The sequence below is a fragment of the Arthrobacter monumenti genome, from assembly GCF_054511255.1.
The window spans coordinates 245,358-262,928 of record NZ_JBTNCY010000002.1; the positions used below are offsets into that span (position 1 = coordinate 245,358).

11 protein-coding genes are annotated in these 17,571 nt (G+C 62.3%); 9 read left to right on the forward strand and 2 right to left on the reverse strand.

What is annotated here, in order from left to right:
- Window positions 1–20 precede the first annotated feature (20 nt).
- Both ACX80B_RS04040 and ACX80B_RS04045 read right to left on the reverse strand, forming a co-directional pair.
- Window positions 21–905 (reverse strand): biotin--[acetyl-CoA-carboxylase] ligase, encoded by an 885-nt coding sequence (locus ACX80B_RS04040; RefSeq protein ID WP_459293299.1) that lies wholly within the window; start codon window positions 903–905, stop codon window positions 21–23.
- Between the two features lie 85 nt (window positions 906–990).
- Window positions 991–1,857, reverse strand: a complete 867-nt coding sequence (locus ACX80B_RS04045; RefSeq protein WP_459293301.1) for an SDR family oxidoreductase — start codon at window positions 1,855–1,857, stop codon at window positions 991–993.
- Window positions 1,858–2,052: 195 nt separating this feature from the next.
- Between ACX80B_RS04045 and ACX80B_RS04050 the strand changes: the two genes are divergently transcribed.
- From ACX80B_RS04050 to ACX80B_RS04090, 9 genes are all read left to right on the forward strand, one after another.
- A complete protein-coding gene (locus ACX80B_RS04050; protein ID WP_459293303.1) occupies window positions 2,053–3,648 on the forward strand; it encodes an acyl-CoA carboxylase subunit beta in 1,596 nt (531 codons plus the stop codon).
- A complete protein-coding gene (locus ACX80B_RS04055) occupies window positions 3,645–3,869 on the forward strand; it encodes an acyl-CoA carboxylase subunit epsilon (protein WP_459293305.1) in 225 nt (74 codons plus the stop codon). The genes ACX80B_RS04050 and ACX80B_RS04055 overlap by 4 nt, the downstream gene beginning before the upstream one ends.
- Before the next feature lie 140 nt (window positions 3,870–4,009).
- A complete protein-coding gene (locus ACX80B_RS04060; RefSeq protein WP_459293571.1) occupies window positions 4,010–5,686 on the forward strand; it encodes a DUF885 domain-containing protein in 1,677 nt (558 codons plus the stop codon).
- Window positions 5,687–5,898: 212 nt separating this feature from the next.
- Window positions 5,899–7,263, forward strand: coding sequence for a dicarboxylate/amino acid:cation symporter (locus ACX80B_RS04065; RefSeq protein WP_459293573.1), 1,365 nt, complete (start codon window positions 5,899–5,901; stop codon window positions 7,261–7,263).
- Window positions 7,264–7,354: 91 nt separating this feature from the next.
- The gene (locus tag ACX80B_RS04070) at window positions 7,355–7,984 is read left to right on the forward strand and encodes a Maf family protein (RefSeq protein ID WP_459293307.1); all 630 of its coding nucleotides are present in this window, start codon (window positions 7,355–7,357) and stop codon (window positions 7,982–7,984) included.
- Window positions 7,985–8,133: 149 nt separating this feature from the next.
- Window positions 8,134–9,918, forward strand: a complete 1,785-nt coding sequence (locus ACX80B_RS04075) for an acetyl/propionyl/methylcrotonyl-CoA carboxylase subunit alpha (protein ID WP_459293575.1) — start codon at window positions 8,134–8,136, stop codon at window positions 9,916–9,918.
- A 122-nt stretch (window positions 9,919–10,040) separates the two neighbouring features.
- Window positions 10,041–10,274, forward strand: a complete 234-nt coding sequence (locus tag ACX80B_RS04080) for a hypothetical protein (RefSeq protein WP_459293309.1) — start codon at window positions 10,041–10,043, stop codon at window positions 10,272–10,274.
- Between the two features lie 159 nt (window positions 10,275–10,433).
- The gene (locus tag ACX80B_RS04085) at window positions 10,434–15,881 is read left to right on the forward strand and encodes a peroxidase family protein (protein ID WP_459293311.1); all 5,448 of its coding nucleotides are present in this window, start codon (window positions 10,434–10,436) and stop codon (window positions 15,879–15,881) included.
- Between the two features lie 188 nt (window positions 15,882–16,069).
- The gene (locus ACX80B_RS04090) at window positions 16,070–17,506 is read left to right on the forward strand and encodes an MFS transporter (protein WP_459293313.1); all 1,437 of its coding nucleotides are present in this window, start codon (window positions 16,070–16,072) and stop codon (window positions 17,504–17,506) included.
- Window positions 17,507–17,571 lie beyond the last annotated feature (65 nt).

Here is a 17,571-nt window from a genome sequence, read left to right on the forward strand (position 1 = left end):
CTGTCGTTGGTGCGGCGCATTTATGCTTCGTGCGGCCGCAAATGCACGATGTCGCCGGCCGATACCGGGTGCACGGTGCCGCCGTCGTCGCGGATCAGCAAGGCCCCGGAACGGTCGATGCCCTCGGCGATGCCAATCAGATCATTGCCGCCGGGAAGCTCCGCCCGGACCTGTTGGCCGATGGTCACCATCTGCCGGGCCGCAAGCTGCCGCAAGGAGAAACTGCGGTCCAGCACCGCCTCCGCGTCACCGTTCACGGCACAGAACTGCCGGTAAAGCTCGCCGAAGGAACGCAGATATGCCTTCAGGAGGATATTCCTGTTGGTCGTGGATGCCCGCTCGATCAACAACGAGGTCGCATTGGGGTGTGGAAGTTCATGCGCACCAATGCTGACGTTAAGTCCGGTCCCGACGACGACGGCGGGCTCCCCGCCCGCTGGCGCCGGAACCACCTGCGCCAGTACGCCGGCGACCTTCCGGCCTCCGATCTGCACGTCATTGGGCCACTTCAGCTCCGCCGTCACACCGGCCCGCTCGGACAATGTCCGGGTCAACGCCGTCGCGGCGAGCAGGGACAGCCAGGCCATCGATTCCGGCGGCAGCTGACCGCCGCCGGTTCCCCGCGGGCGCAACAGCACGCTGACCGACACGGAGGATCTGGCCGGCGCGATCCATTCCCTGTCCAACCTTCCCCTGCCGGCAGTCTGGTGTTCGGCCACCAGCACGCTCAGGTCCGGCCAGGCTTCGGGGTCATCCGCTGCGCTGGCGGCAAGATCGGCGTTGGTGGAACCGGTCTCCTCGACGCCTTCGAACCGGGCGAAGGGGCCGTGGCCCCCTGCGAGTGACGACCTCAGCTGCACGGCATCCAGCCCTGGGCGGTCAAGATCAGCGAAGCGGTTACTCATACCCACGATCTTACGCAGGACGTTGCCCGCAGCGGGGATTCCCGGCCGGCAGACGATCTGAACGTCAGAGGAAGAGCCAGAGGAATCAGAGGAAGATGTCGGGAACCAGCTCCGTGCCGGACGCGCCGAGACTGTACCCGGTGAAGTCGACGACGCCTTCCTCCGTCAGCACCTGCTCGTCAGTGAAGAAGTTCCCCGTGGTGATCCGGGCTGCCCGGGTCAGCACCGCGTGCGCGGCATCGGCCATAATCGCAGGACCCCGTGCTCCCTTGACGATCTGCGCACCGCCGGGCATGTTCCGGATGGCGGCCGTGTCAATTAAGGTGCAGGGCCACAACGAATTCACGCCAATGCCAGCTTCCTTGAGCTCCTCCGCCAAGCCGAGGGTCGTCAGGCTCATTCCGTACTTGGCCATCGTGTACGGCAGGTGGGCGCCGGCCCATTTTGGCGACAGATTGAGCGGCGGGGACAACGTCAGGATGTGCGGATTCGTGGCACGGCCCAGGGCCGGAATGCTGAATTTCGACAGCATGAAGGTACCGCGGACGTTAATGTCGGCCATCAGGTCATAGCGCTTCATGTCAATGTCGGTGGTGTTGGACAGGTCTATCGCGGAAGCATTATTGATGACGACGTCGATCCCACCGAAGCGGTCAAGGGCTGCATCAACGGCTGCCCTTACGTCAGCCTCCTTGCGGACGTCGCCGACCAACGGCAGGGCCTGGCCGCCAGCTGCAGTCAGTTCATCTGCCGCGGTGTAGACGGTGCCTTCGAGTTTCGGGTGCGGCTCGGCGGTTTTGGCCATCAAGACGATGTTGGCCCCGTCCTCCGCAGCGCGGCGCGCTATGGCGAGTCCGATACCGCGGCTGCCTCCGGACATCAGGACGGTTTTGCCCTTCAGGGTCCGGTTGGCGGTTGTTCCGGCGGGCTGGGCATCATCGCGTGCGGTCATGGCTCCACGATAATCGAAAACAGCGGACCCATGTTACTGGCCGGTAACCTGAAAACCTCGTTCAATGGAAATTGTAGGGTTTCTACAGCTGAACACCATGAAAGGCTCACTAGACTGACTTGGAAACGGTTGTTTTTGTACGAAACCTACTTAAGAGCGAATCCGCTGCCGACGATGTGGAGATCCGGAGACTAAATGAGCAACGACACGGAACCTGATCTGCAGACCACAGCCGGCAAGATCGCCGATTTCCGCAACCGGCGGGCAGAGTCACTGGAGCCGGTTGGTTCGGCTCCCATCGAACGGCAGCACTCCCGCGGCAAGGGCACGGCCCGCGAACGCATCGAAATGCTGGTCGATTCCGGTTCCTTCGTCGAGTTTGATGCGTTGGCCGCCCACCGGTCCACCTCCTTTGGGATGGAGAAGAAGCGGCCCCTGGGTGACGGCGTCGTTTCCGGCTACGGCACCGTCGACGGCCGCCAGATCGCGGTCTATAGCCAGGATTTCACCGTCTACGGCGGCTCCTTGAGCAAGGCCAACGGAGAAAAAATCGTCAAGGTGCAGGAGTTCGCACTGCGGAATGGCTGTCCACTGGTGGGCATCAACGACGGCGGCGGTGCCCGCATCCAGGAAGGCGTGGCCTCACTGGCCATGTTCGCCGACATTTTCCGCAACAACGTCCACTCCTCCGGCGTCGTTCCGCAGATCTCCCTGATCATGGGGCCCTGCGCAGGCGGAGCAGCCTACTCCCCCGCCCTGACCGACTATGTGGTGATGGTGGATAAGACATCGCACATGTTCATCACCGGCCCGGACGTCATTAAGACAGTCACCGGTGAGGACGTCGACATGGAGACGCTTGGCGGGGCCCGGTCGCACAACGCCACCACCGGAACGTCGACCTATCTGGCGTCCGACGAACAGGACGCCATCGACTTCGTCCGGGAGCTGCTGGATTTTTTGCCCGGCAACAATCTCGCCGAGGCCCCGCTGATGGAGTTCGAGGAGGAGCTGGATGTCACCGCTGACGATCTGGCCCTCGATACGCTGGTTCCCGACTCCGCCAACCAGCCCTACGACATGCGAACGGTGATCGAGTCCATTGTCGACGACGGTCATTTCCTCCAGATGCAGGAACTCTATGCGCCAAACGTGATTATTGGCTATGCGCGGGTGGAGGGCCACACGGTCGGAATCGTGGCGAATCAGCCGATGCAGTTCGCCGGCACATTGGATATTGCCGCAAGCGAGAAGGCGGCCCGGTTTGTCCGGCACTGCGACGCCTTCAATGTCCCGATCCTCACCCTCGTCGACGTCCCGGGCTTCCTGCCGGGCACCGACCAGGAATTCAACGGCATTATCCGCCGCGGCGCCAAGCTGCTCTACGCCTATGCCGAAGCGACGGTTCCGCTGCTGACCATCATTACGCGCAAGGCCTATGGCGGTGCCTACATCGTGATGGGATCGAAAAAGCTCGGTGCCGACATCAACCTCGCCTGGCCAACCGCGCAGATCGGTGTCATGGGGGCGCAGGGTGCCGTCAATATACTGCACCGCAGCAGGCTCAAGGCAGCGGCCGACGGCGGAGAGAACGTCGAGGCGGTCCGTGCGGATCTTGTGGAGCAGTATGAGGAAGAACTCCTCAATCCGTACCAGTCCGCCGAACTGGGATACATCGACGCCGTGATCCTGCCCTCCGAGACCCGGGTCCAGGTTGTCCGCGGGTTGCGCACCCTGCGCGAAAAGCGGGCCTCCCTGCCGGCCAAGAAACACGGAAACATTCCGCTATGACAAGCAACCACCAGGAGAAGCCCGACGCCCCGCTGTTCAGCGTGGTGCATGGCAACCCGGATGACGAGGAAATCGCCGCTCTTGCCGCCGTCGTCATGTCCCTTGGCTCTGCCGCGGCCGCTCCGGAACCGAAACGCCGGACGAGGGCCTGGATACGCCGCCGCCAGCTCCGCCTGCAGCCCGCTCCCGGCCCGGGATCGTGGCGCCGCAGCCGCGGCTAATATCCACAGCACCAGTTTGTCCACTTCGACGGCGGGCCACCGGGCAAAGTAGGCTCGGGTCTGTGACATACGAGACACCCACCACCGAATCCGAGTCCACCGACTACACCTATGACGTCACGCAGCGGCCGCAGACCGCCATCGACGGCGTTGCCGATGCTTTTGTGGAGACTCTGCTGGAACTGGATCCAGGCTTTGCCACATCGCTCGGAATCCCCGGGCATGAGACGGAGTACCGCGACTATTCGCCTGCCGGTCACATCGCGATGGCGGAGGCCACCCAGGAGACCCTCGAGCGGTTGACGGATCTCGAGCCAACCGACGACGTCGACCGTGTGACACTGGATGCCATGCGGGAACGGCTCGGCCTGGAGCTGGAAATTTTCGAAACAGGCATCGACCTGGCGGACCTGAACAACATTGCCTCACCCGCTCAGGAAATCAGGGCCATCTTCGACCTGATGCCGACCGACACTGTCGAGGACTGGGACAACATTGCCGGCAGGCTGCATAACCTGCCGGATGCAATTTCGGGCTATGTCTCGTCCCTCCGAACTGCCCGGGAGAACGGCATTGTCGCCGCCAAGCGGCAGGTGCGGACCGTCATCGAACAGACTGGAAAATATGCTGGCGATGGTGGGTTCTTTGACTCGTTTGCCGAATCCGCCGGCACCCAGGACGGTGCCCTGCCCGCGGAAATGAAGGAAAAGCTGCGCAACGGTGCGGATGCGGCCAAGGCTGCCTACACGCATTTGTCCTCCTTCCTGTCCGATGAGCTTTTGGAGGCGGCTCCGGAAGAAGACGCCGTCGGCCGTGAACGTTATGCCCTGATGTCACGCCGCTTCCTGGGAGCTTCCGTGGACCTGGAGGAGACCTACCAGTGGGGTGTCGAGGAACTCGACCGGGTGATCGCCGAACAGGAAGCGGTCGCCAACGAGATCAAGGACGGCGCCACCATCGCCGAGGCCATCGAAATCCTCGATGCGGATCCGGACCGGCAGCTCGCCGGCACCGACAGCCTGCAGGCGTGGATGCAGAAACTTTCCGATAAGGCAGTCGAGGAGCTGGCCGGCACGCACTTCGACATTCCGGACATCATGCGCACCATCGAGTGCATGATCGCTCCGACGCAGGAAGGCGGCATCTACTACAGCGGCCCCAGCGACGATTTTTCCCGTCCTGGACGGATGTGGTGGTCGGTGCCCGAGGGCGAAGACACCTTTACCACTTGGCGCGAGACGACGACCGTCTACCACGAGGGCGTGCCTGGCCATCACCTGCAAATTGGAACCGCAACGTATCAGCGCGGGCTGCTGAACAACTGGCGGCGCAACGCCTGCTGGGTATCCGGACACGGTGAGGGCTGGGCACTTTACGCCGAGCGGTTGATGGCTGATCTGGGCTATCTCGATGATCCGGGCGACCGGCTCGGTATGCTGGACGGCCAGCGGATGCGCGCCGCGCGGGTGGTCTTCGACATCGGAGTCCATCTTGGCTTGGAAATGCCGGAGCGGTGGGGGTCGGGTACCTGGACCGCAGAAAAGGGCTACGACTTCCTCCGGAAGAACATCGCCATCAGCGAGGGCCAACTCGACTTTGAATTCACCAGGTACCTCGGCTGGCCCGGGCAGGCCCCGTCCTACAAGATCGGCCAGCGGCTCTGGGAGGAAATCCGGGACACCGTTAAGGAGCAGGAAGGCGGTTCGTATGACCAGCGGGCGTTCCACACACGTGCCTTGAACCTTGGTTCCGTGGGACTGGATACCCTGCGCCGGGCGCTCGCCGGTTCAGCTCCGTCCGGGGACGATCCGGCTTGATGTTTGTCACGTTGGCAGTGGGAATAGCTTCATAATTCCTTGCAATAGGAGGGTTCTGCGGGCCTGCGAGACTACAGAGCAGGCATAGCGGCGTAACATTTCGCAATCGGAGCTCTGCCTGTTACCGGCGGTGCCCTAATGTTGCTCCGGTGACTTCAGATACCCGCACCTCAGAAGGGGCCCAGCGCCCGAAAAGCCAGCTCCCCCGGTGGATGACCTCGTTCGGCCCGCAGATCATTGCGGCACTGATCGCCGGTCTGCTGCTGGGCTTGCTCGCCCGCTCTCTCGGCGAAGCTGCCGGCGGTGAACCGAATGGTCTGACGACCACACTCACGACGATTGGCGACAGCTATGTGACGTTGCTGAAGACAGCCGTCATACCGTTGATCTTCACCGCCGTGGTCAGCAGCATTTCCAACCTGCGCCAGGTCTCCAATGCCGCCCGGCTGGCTTGGAATACATTGCTCTGGTTCGGGATCACCGCGCTCATCGCCGTCGTCATTGGCATGGGACTCGGCACACTGCTGCAGCCGGGCGCGAATACCGGAGCCGCTCAACCGGCCGAATACACGGGCGGAACGGGAAGCTGGTGGGCATTCCTGCAGGGGCTGATCCCGCAGAACTTCCTCGGCCTTGCGGCTGAGACCACAATTACCGAGGGTGAACCGGCCACGTCGCTGAGCTTCAATGTGCTCCAGCTGCTTGTCGTTGCTGCCGCCGTCGGCATTGCCGCCCTCAAGGTGGGCGAAAAGGCCGAGCCGTTCCTGAACCTCAATGCTTCCGCACTGGCAATTATCCAGAAAGTACTCTGGTGGATCATCCGCCTCGCCCCTTTGGGCACGGTGGGCCTGATCGGACGTGCTGTGGCAACCTACGGCTGGGACACCATCGGTTCGCTCGGCAAGTTCACGCTGGCCATCTATCTCGGACTGGCCCTGGTGCTTTTCGTTGTCTACCCGGTATTGATCCGGGCGCACGGGCTATCACCCCGGCAGTACTTCTCAGGAGCATGGCCCGCTATCCAGCTCGCCTTCGTCTCCCGCTCATCAGTGGGAACACTTCCCTTGACCCAGCGCGTCGCTGAGCGCAACCTGGGAGTGCCGCGGAGCTACGCATCGTTCGCCGTTCCGCTCGGCGCCACCACCAAGATGGACGGCTGCGCCGCCATCTATCCCGCCGTTGCGGCCATCTTCGTGGCACAGTTCTACGGTATTGAGCTGAATGCAACCCAGTATCTGTTGATTGCACTGGTCTCCGTCCTCGGTTCAGCCGCGACCGCCGGAACCACGGGCGCGGTCGTGATGCTGACGCTGACCCTTTCCACCCTGGGACTGCCGCTGGCCGGCGTCGGGCTGCTGCTCGCCGTCGACCCCATCGTGGATATGGGACGCACCGCTGTCAACGTTGCCGGCCAGGCCCTGGTGCCCACCATTGTCGCCAAGCGGCAGGGCATCATGGATGAGGAACTCTACAACGCCGAACGCAACGGTGATCCGTTCGCCGACGATTCCGTGGACAGCGACGCAGGGACTTCGACCGGGACCGGTACAACGGAACTGGCTGGAGCCGCCCGCTAGCGCGCAAGGCCATAACACATAGCCCGGGAGGAGTGCTGATACGAGCATCCCTCCCGGGCTTTTTGCCGTCCGGTCCGCATAGGCTGGAACCGTGACTAAAACAAAGCTGATCCTTGCCTCCGCCTCCCCCGCCCGCACGAAACTGCTCTCCAACGCCGGAATCGAACACAGCGTGATGGTTTCCGACGTCGACGAGGATGCAGTGACCCGCGATCACGGGGTCACCGATCCGCATGACACTGCCCTGCTGCTGGCGAGGGCCAAATGCGAGGCAGTCGGCGGACTGGAAGATGCCGCCGGGACACTGGTGCTCGGTTGCGATTCCGTGTTCGAGTTCAACGGCCAGGCATATGGGAAGCCCTACACAGCGGCCGCGGCACGGGAGCGGATCCTGCAGATGAGGGGCAGTTCCGGCGTTCTGCACACCGGGCACTGGCTCATCGACAACCGGGACGCCGACGACGGCGGCAGCGGTGCGGCTGCCGGCGTGGTCGCCTCGGCCACGGTGCAGTTCGCGGACATGACCGAAGACGAGGTAGATGCCTACGTGGCGACCGGCGAACCGCTGAATGTGGCCGGGTCCTTCACCATCGACAGCCTCGGCGGTGCGTTCATCACCCGGGTCGAAGGCGATGCCCATGCCATTGTGGGCCTAAGCGTCTCCACCCTCCGCGGACTGCTCAATACGGCAGGTGTCTCGATTACGGAATTCTGGCAGTAGCAGCCGGGCGGAAGACGGACTGCCTTTGTAGCTTCCCTACAAAATTGCGACCGATCCCACGCAGATACGGCATGAATCTTAGGCGAAAACCGCAAAAAAGCGCTAGGCTCCGAAGAGATTACTAAGGAGCCACAGTGACGAGTACACCCATGTCCTCACCCGATGCATCGCCAATCACGAAAGTGCTGATTGCCAACCGGGGTGAGATCGCCGTGCGGATAATCCGCGCCGCCCGTGATGAAGGTATCGCCTCCGTGGCCGTCTACGCTGAACCGGACCGCGAGGCCCTGCATGTCCGGCTGGCCGATGAAGCATACGCGCTGGGTGGATCCACCGCCGCCGATTCCTATCTGGTAATGGAAAAAATATTGGACGCGGCCGCGCAATCCGGTGCTGACGCTGTTCACCCCGGATACGGCTTCCTTTCGGAGAACGCCGATTTCGCCCAGCGGGTGATCGACGCCGGGCTGACCTGGATTGGACCGCCCCCGGCAGCCATCTCCTCTCTGGGTGACAAGGTCCAGGCCCGGCATATTGCCGAAAAGGTCGGTGCACCGCTGGTACCGGGCACTAAAGACCCGGTCAGTTCCGCGGGTGAGGTCCTCAGCTTCGCCGACGAGTATGGGCTCCCACTCGCCATCAAGGCCGCATTCGGCGGCGGTGGACGTGGCATTAAGGTCGCGCGCACCAGAGCGGAAATCCCGGAGATGTATGAGTCGGCCGTCCGTGAAGCCACCGCGGCCTTTGGCCGGGGCGAATGCTTCATCGAACGGTTCCTGGATGCTCCCAGGCATGTCGAAACCCAATGTCTGGCGGACGCCGCCGGCAATGTCGTCGTGATATCAACCCGGGACTGCTCGCTGCAGCGCCGGAACCAGAAACTCGTTGAAGAGGCGCCGGCGCCGTTCCTGACAGATGAGCAGAACGGGCGGCTCTACGAATCGTCCAAGGCAATCCTCAAGGAAGCCGGCTATCAGGGTGCCGGAACCTGTGAGTTCCTGGTGGGCCAGGATGGCACCATCTCATTCCTGGAAGTCAACACCCGCCTGCAGGTCGAGCATCCCGTCTCGGAAGAGGTGACCGGGATTGATCTCGTCCGCGAACAGTTCCGGCTGGCCCGTGGCGAGGAACTGGGCTATCCCGATCCGGCCATCCATGGGCACTCCTTTGAGTTCCGGATTAATGGCGAGGACCCAGGCCGCAACTTCCTGCCCCAGCCCGGTACGGTGGCCGCCATGAAGCTGCCCACCGGCCCAGGTGTGAGGGTGGATTCCGGGATTGAAGCCGGCGAGGTAATCGGCGGCAACTTCGACTCCATGCTGGCGAAACTGATTATCAGCGGAGCCACACGCCAACAGGCGCTTGAGCGTTCCCGCCGTGCGCTTGCGGAAATGCAGATTGATGGCATGCCGACCGTCCTGCCGTTTCATGCCGCCGTCGTCGCCGATCCTGCTTTTGCACCGGCCAAGGGCAGTTTCTCAGTCCATACGCGGTGGATCGAAACCGAATTCGTTAACGATTTGCCCGCCTACGCCGCCAACGGCGCGGCCGATGGGGATGACAATGGCGAGCGTCAGCGCGTCACCGTCGAGGTTGGTGGCAAGCGCCTCGAGGTAGTGCTTCCCGCGTCGCTGGCCGGTGCCGCTTCCGCCGGAGGAAATGGCGGCAAGAAGAAGAAGTCGGCGCGCAGCAGGTCGGCCACGCCGGCGGCCGCGAGCGGTGATGCACTTGCCTCCCCCATGCAGGGAACCATTGTCAAAGTCGCCGTGCAGGACGGCGACACCGTTGCTGAAGGCGATCTCGTCGTCGTCCTCGAAGCCATGAAGATGGAACAGCCCCTGACCGCTCACAGAGCCGGCAAGGTCTCTTCCCTCAGCGCCCGGCCGGGCGACACCGTCTCGGCCGGCGCCGTCCTGGCCAATATCCTCGACTGACTCCCGCCTCGGTTCCCGGCCTCGCAGGCCGTCCGGTTTTTCCCTGCTGACGTTCACCGAACGTTCAGGCTGGCTCCGTACCTTGTTGTACATCAGCCTGAAAACCAGAGAGGGAACTGAACATGGGGTCACGAACGAATATGCCGGGCAAACAGCACGACCAGGACTGGTACACGCCTGAGCGGGGCCAGCATGTCAAGCTTCAGCATCATCAGCATGGACCGGTTACCGGAACCTTCGATATGCGCACCGACGATGGTGCTGTGATCTGGGTGCATTTGAGCGACGGCGGTGGCCGCCGGTTGATTCACCGCGAAGACGGTTACCGGATCGACAGGACTCCCGACCGCTCCTGAAAGCAGTCACATTGGGAACAGGTTTTTCATAAGGTTGCTGTGGAATTCTCCAGCCAGTGGTAAGGCCGGCAGACAAGTGCAATACCGCCGGGTGCCACTTGGGGGTAGCTGGGGCTTCGAGCGACAAAGAGCTGGGGGCCATTGCATGGGGAGTTTGCAATGGAAGACAATTCACGGCGCCATGACCGGCGTCGACAAGCGGGGAGAAAGCTGACGGTACTTGCTTCCGTCGGAGCTATGGCTGTTACCGGACTGCTGGCGCCAGGGGGGCCGGCTACAGCCGCACCACCTCCTGGACAGGACTTCAACGTCACAGTCGGTGACCTTGAATTCATTCTCAAACAGATCGACATCTCCGAGGCCCACGCCAATGATGTGGTGAATGAGAACCAGAATTCTTCCCCGCTTTGCAAGCGTGGGAAGACTTTTAACGTCGAAGAGCAGACGCATTACGACGTCGATGGCGACCCCTGCGTGGGCGACCCGACATTGCCCTTTGGACTTCGGACAGTCGACGGGCGGTGGAACAATCTTCTGCCCGGCCAGGACGGTTATGGCGCCGGACTGCAGAACTTCCCAAGAATGCTTGAACCCGAGTTCCAGGATGCGGACCCCATTCCCCGGGGCGCTCCCGGCGGACCGGCCGGAACGCCGACAAGCTACAAGAGCACGAACGGCAGCTTCGTCTACGATTCGGAGCCCCGGACAATCAGCAATCTGATCGTGGATCAGACGACGTCCAATCCGGCCGCCGTGGCAGTCAAGGACCGCGTCGAAGGTTCCAGCGTCCTGCCGGGCGCATCCCTTTCGCGTATAGCCGGGTCCAGCCTCTACAACACCTCTGCGGCTATCAGCAAGAGCAACTTCGAGCCGGGTGTCCCGGTCGCCTACATTGCCCGCGGCGATCGCTTCTCCGATGCCCTCGCCGGCGGTCCGGCCGCAAAGGCCGGCGGCGGACCACTTCTCCTCGTTAAGACCGGGGAAATTCCAGCCGGAATCCGGGCTGAACTGACGAGGCTGAAGCCGGCGAAGATCGTCGTATTGGGCGGCCATCTTGCCGTCAGCGACGCCGTCGTCACGCAGCTGGGGACCTTTACCTCCGGTGCCGTTTCCCGGCTGGCCGGAGCAACCGCCTACGCGACTGCCGCAGAGATCAGCAAGGCAACACAGGAGACCGGTGTCAGCCGGGTCTATGTCGCCACGGGTGAGAACTTCCCCGATGCGCTGGCTGCAGCGGCTCCGGCGGCCCGGGACGGCCACCCGATCCTGCTGGTCAAGCGCGGCAGCATTCCCCCGGCAACGGCGGCTGAATTAGCCCGCCTGGCTCCAGCCGAAATCGTTGTTCTGGGTGGACCGATTGCCATCTCCGATCCGGTATACAACGAGCTTGCCGCGCTGCCCGGAGACATCAGCCGCATTGGTGGTGCCTCCAAGTACGACACCGCAGCGATGATTTCGGAGCGGTTCTATACCCCGCCAGTCGAGCAGGTCTACATCGCCACGGGGGAAAATTTCCCGGATGCTCTGTCGGTTGCGGCCGTTGCCGGACTGCGTAGTGCGCCAATCCTGCTGGTTCCTTCCACAGGAACTGTCCGCCCCAGCGTCCTCGCCGAGTTGGAGCGGCTGCAGCCGAAAGCTGTGACACTCCTCGGTGGCCCGATAGCGATCGACTCGACGGTGGAGGCACAGCTGCAGAACCAGTCAAAGGGCACGGAGATTTTCATTCCGGATATTGCCACTGATGAGGGTTTGTCGGCTTCGGTGACGAGTTGGTTCACGTACTTTGGTCAGTTCTTTGATCATGGTTTGGATCAGGTGTCCAAGGGTGGAAATGGTGCTGTGGTGGTTCCGTTGCAGCCCGATGACCCGCTTTATGTTGAGGGTTCGCGGTTGAACTTTTTGATGTTGACTCGGGCGACCGTTTCCGAGGGTGAGGGGCAGCAGCACGAGAACCGGACGACGCCGTTTGTGGATCAGAACCAGACCTATACCTCGCATCCCTCGCATCAGGTGTTCCTGCGCGAATACAGTGCCGCTGGTGGCGCGCCGGTGCCTACCGGCCAGCTGCTCAATGGCGCATCCGGTGAGGGCATGCCGACCTGGAACGATGTCAAGGCCCAGTCACGGGATCTGCTCGGCATTGCTTTGACGGACATGGATGTGTTGAAAGTTCCGATGCTGCGCACGGATCCTTATGGCAGGTTCGTGCAGGGTCCCAGCGGCCTGCCGCAGATCGTGTTGAAGGACGGGACATTGCTGGAAGGCAACGTTGCCAACCCGGTTGCGGTTCCGGATAACGCTTTGGACGCGGGTCACGCTTTCCTCGATGACATCGCTAATGGAGCGACACCGGTTGAGCCCCCGGGACCGGGAGAACCGAACCTTCCCGGTTACAACGTCGACAAACTGGGAGAGCACTTCATCACTGGTGATGGCCGCGGTAATGAGAACATGGCGCTGACTTCGGTCCACCACGTCTTCCATTCCGAGCACAACCGGGTGATGAAGCAGATCGAGGGTGTGTTGAACGAACCAGGGAACGAGGAACTGCTCGCCGAATACCAGAAAGATGGTTTCTGGGGTTATGGTGAGCGGCTGTTCCAGGCTGCGAGGTTCTTCACTGAGATGCAGTACCAGCACCTGGTGTTTGAGGAATTCGCCCGCCGGATCCAACCGAATATTGATCCGACGACCCCGAACGAAAACTCCTACATGCCCGACGTCAATCCGGCGATTACCGCCGAATTCGCTCACGTGGTCTACCGGTTCGGACATTCCCTGCTGACTGAGAATGTTCCCCGGGAGATCGACGGACAAACCACGCAGATTCCGCTCTTTGACGCTTTCCTGAATCCCCAAGGGTTCCTGAAGGCTCCAGACGGTACCGCGTTGACTCCTGATGAGGCGGCCGGCTCATTGATTAAAGGGCTGACGCACCAGACGGCGAATGGCATCGACGAGTTCGTCACCAACACGCTGCGGAACCAGCTGCTGGGTCTGCCGCTGGACTTGGCGACGATCAACATGGCCAGGGCACGCGATACGGGAATTCCGGGACTGCAGGCAGCCCGCCAACAGTTCTACGAGGCCACCCTGCACCCGGAGCTGGAACCCTACGAATCGTGGGAGGACTACCGGCTGAGCATGAAGAACCCTGAATCCATCCTCAACTTCGTAGCCGCCTACGGTATCCACCCGAGCCTCGCCTCGGCCGACACCCTGGCAGCGAAGCGGACGGCGGCTGAGGCACTGATCGCGAATCCGGCGTTCATGAACGCCCCGGCAGCGCAAACAGGCCTCAACGGTGTTGATTTCTGGATGGGCGGACTGGCTGAGAAGCCATTCGTGTTCGGCGGCATGCTGGGCACCACGTTCAACTTCGTCTTCGAGCAGCAGCTCGAAAACCTGCAGAACGGCGACCGGTTCTACTACCTGACCCGGAACCTCGGCAACCCGCTGTTCCACACCCTGGAGGCGAACTCGTTCTCGCAGCTGATCATCCGCAACACCAGCGCGGACAAGCTGCCCCACGACGTCTTCGCCTCACCACAGGCCACCTTCGACCTGACCCAGAGCGACGCGCAACTAACCGCTGCGGGGCTGGTCAACCAGAATGGGCAGTGGCGGTTCACCGGTGCGGAACATGTGGTGATGCAGGGCTCCGACGCCGCTAACAATATCCGCGGCGGTATCGGTGATGACTCCATCTGGGGCCGCGCCGGTAACGACAGGATAGAAGGCGACGACGGCGTCGATGCCATCATGGGCGGTGACGGCGACGACATCCTGACCGATCTCAATGGAGACGACAGACTCCAGGGAGAGGCAGGCAACGACGCCATCGCAGGCGGGCCGGGAATCGGGGACCTGCTCTTCGGAGGCTCCGGGAAGGACTTCATCCACGGCGGCCAGGACCATGCCACGGTCTTCGCCGGCCTCGGCGATGACTTCATCTACGGCTCCAGCGGCGCCGACGTCATCGGCGGCAACGAAGGAGACGACTGGATTGAAGGCGCCGGCGGCGGCACCGACCTGCTGGTTGGGGATAACAGCAACACGCTGGAGAACGATCCCAACCTCTGGCACGGCGGCCACGACGTCCTCGATGGCGGATCCGGCAACACCGACTTCGACTCCGAAGGAGGCGACGACATCATGATTGCCGGCGCTTCCAGCGAACGGTTCGCCGGGATGCTCGGATTCGACTGGGTAACCCACAAGGACTACCCCTACCCGGTCAATATCGACATGGCCGTGTTGACCATCCTTCCGGACACGCTTAGCCAGATCTCCGACAGGTTCCTGAACGTGGAGGCAACCTCAGGGTGGAAGAACGACGATATCCTCCGCGGCTCCGCGGCCGAGGACGACATCACCGCACCGGCAGTAGGAACCCTCGGTTACGGCCACCGCCTCACCCAGGAACACCTGGACCGGGTCGATGGTCTCCGGGCCCTGCTCGGCGGCGGGGAGAAGCCCGAATACGCGCTGCCGTTCCTGGACAGTGAACCCTTCAACGACGAGGAGGACTTCAACAACAACATCCTCCTCGGCGGGCAGGGCAGTGACCTCATTGAACCGCGCATGGGCCGCAACTTCGTCGACGGCGATGCGTGGCTCAATGTCAGGATCGAATACCGGCCGGCAGGCAGGACAGTGGAAACCGCAGACAGCATGCGCGCCTTCCAGGGCCGCATCTTCAACGGCACCATCAACCCGGCCGACCTGCATATCGTCCGTGAAGTCGCCAACGCCAACACCAACCAGGCAGGCGCCGTCGACACGGCCGTCTTCTCCGGGGCACGCAGCGACTACACCATCGATCGACCACACCCGGCAACCCAGCCGAATGTGTGGCGGGTCGCCAGCAACGCCTCAGCCCCACAGGTGTCCACGGACATCCTGCGGAACATGGAACGGCTCCAGTTCAACGACCAGGTCGTCTGCATCACCAACGGCAGCCTGGCCGCGAACTGCTCCGACGCCGCTGGCACGGTCCAACTGAACGGTACCGCCTTCACCGAAGGAGATACCGTCACCGCCACCGCGGACATCACCGACCCACAAGGAAACGGAAACTTCATCTACGAGCTGCAAGCTCAAAGCGAAGCCGGAGCCGACGGGATCGCCGACCTGTGGATCACGACACAAACGAATGCGTCCGGAACCTTCACCCTCTCCAACAGTGAAGCCGGCCACTCAGTACGCGTGGTGGTCTCCTACGTCGACGGCAGTGGAATCCACGAGCAAATCGCCTCACCCGCAACCGGGCCAGTGGTGAATAACAACGATGCACCAACACCACAGGAAATCGGCCCCGCCGAACCGCTCGTCGGTGACGCATTGCGCATCGCCAAGCAGTTCACCGACGCTGACGGTGCCGCAGACGCCATCGAACACTCCGCTCTCACCTACCAGTGGCAGCAGGGAACCGAGTCGGCAGGCTTCACCAACATCGCCGGAGCGACAGCGGAAACCTTCGCCGTCACCGCCGCCCAAACAGGGAAGCAAATACGGCTGATCATCAGCTACACCGATGACAACGGCACCGCCGAGGAAGCGGTCTCCGAGCCAACCGGCGTCGTCAACCCAGGAGGCACCACCTAACCAGTCAACCCAAATGTGCCGCCCAACCGGCAGCACCTGACAGACAGAAAGCCTGCGCGCTGGGAGATTCCCACCGCGCAGGCTTTCTTCTGTTTCGGCTGATGTCTCAGCATATGGATGTTACTGTCCAGTAATCACGACGCGAACTATCCTTTATTGGTTTGAATTTTCGCCCTTAAGGAGTATGCGTGAGCAGCAGTGAGCCCGCCGGAACGACGGCGGCAAAGAGTGACGACGGCGTGAATGTACCGCGCAGCCGCATCGTCATTGCAAGTCTGGTCGGTACGACCATTGAGTTCTACGACTTCTACATTTACGCCACTGCCGCGATCTCGGTCTTCCCGCTTCTGTTCTTCCCTACCGGGGACAGTGGCGCTGCACTGCTGTCGTCGCTGGCGACCTTCGGCCTGGCGTTTGTGGCACGGCCGATCGGCTCAATTGTGTTCGGCCACTTCGGAGACCGGGTCGGACGCAAGGCGACTCTGGTCGGCTCACTGTTGACGATGGGAATTGCGACCTTCCTGATCGGATTGCTTCCAACATATGCGCAGATCGGCCTGTTCGCCCCGGCGATGCTGGCCATCCTGCGCTTCTGCCAGGGCCTTGGGCTCGGCGGCGAGTGGAGTGGTGCGGCCCTGCTCGCCACCGAAACGGCCAAGAAGGGTAAGCGCGCCTGGGCGGCAATGTGGCCACAGCTGGGTGCCCCTTTCGGCTTCATCCTCGCCAACGGCTTTTTCCTGCTGCTCACTGTCTGGATGGGCTACACAGGTTCGGCCGCGAACGATCCGAGCCATCCCTTTGTCATGTGGGGCTGGCGGATTCCCTTCCTGGTTTCGGCGATCATCGTCCTGATTGGCCTGTACGTGCGGCTCAAGCTGGAGGAAACGCCGGTGTTCGCCCGCGCCGTGGCGCAGGGCAAGAAGGTCAAGACACCGATCGTCGAGGTTTTCCGCACCGCCTGGAAGCCGCTGATCCTGGGCACGTTCATCATGCTCGCGACCTACAGCCTCTTCTACCTGATGACCACGTGGATCCTCAGCTATGCCATTGGGTCGGTCGAGAACGGCTTCCTGGGTATCCCCTACCAGGACTTCCTGATCCTGCAACTGATTTCCATCATTTTCTTTGCGGCGTTCATTCCGGTGGCCGGCTGGCTGGCTGACAAGTTCGGCCGCCGTCGTACCCTGATGGTCGTCACCGCGGGCATCATTGTCTTCGGCCTCTGCTTCAATTTCTTCCTCGCCCCGGAGATCATGGGCCAGGGCGACAACGCAAACCACGCCCTGATGCTGACCTTCCTGATCATCGGAATGATGCTGATGGGCCTCACCTTCGGGCCGATGAGCGCCATTCTGCCGGAGCTCTTCGCGACGAACGTGCGCTACACCGGCTCCGCCTTCGCCTACAACATCTCCTCCATCTTTGGGGCCGCATTGGCACCGTTCATTGCGGCTTGGCTGGCGAGGGACTTCGGCGTCGGCTGGGTTGGGGTCTACCTTGCGTCAATGGCAGTGCTGACCTTCGTCGCGCTGTACCTGTCCAAAGAGACCAAGAACATGAGCATGGACACCCTGGAGGACGAGGTGGAAGAGGCCGGCCAGGAAGCGGCTGCCTTCAACCGTTAGGGGCCGCGGTCAAACACCCTGAAGTGTAACGGCGACCCGCTGGAGGATCTGCCGGGCCTGCACCT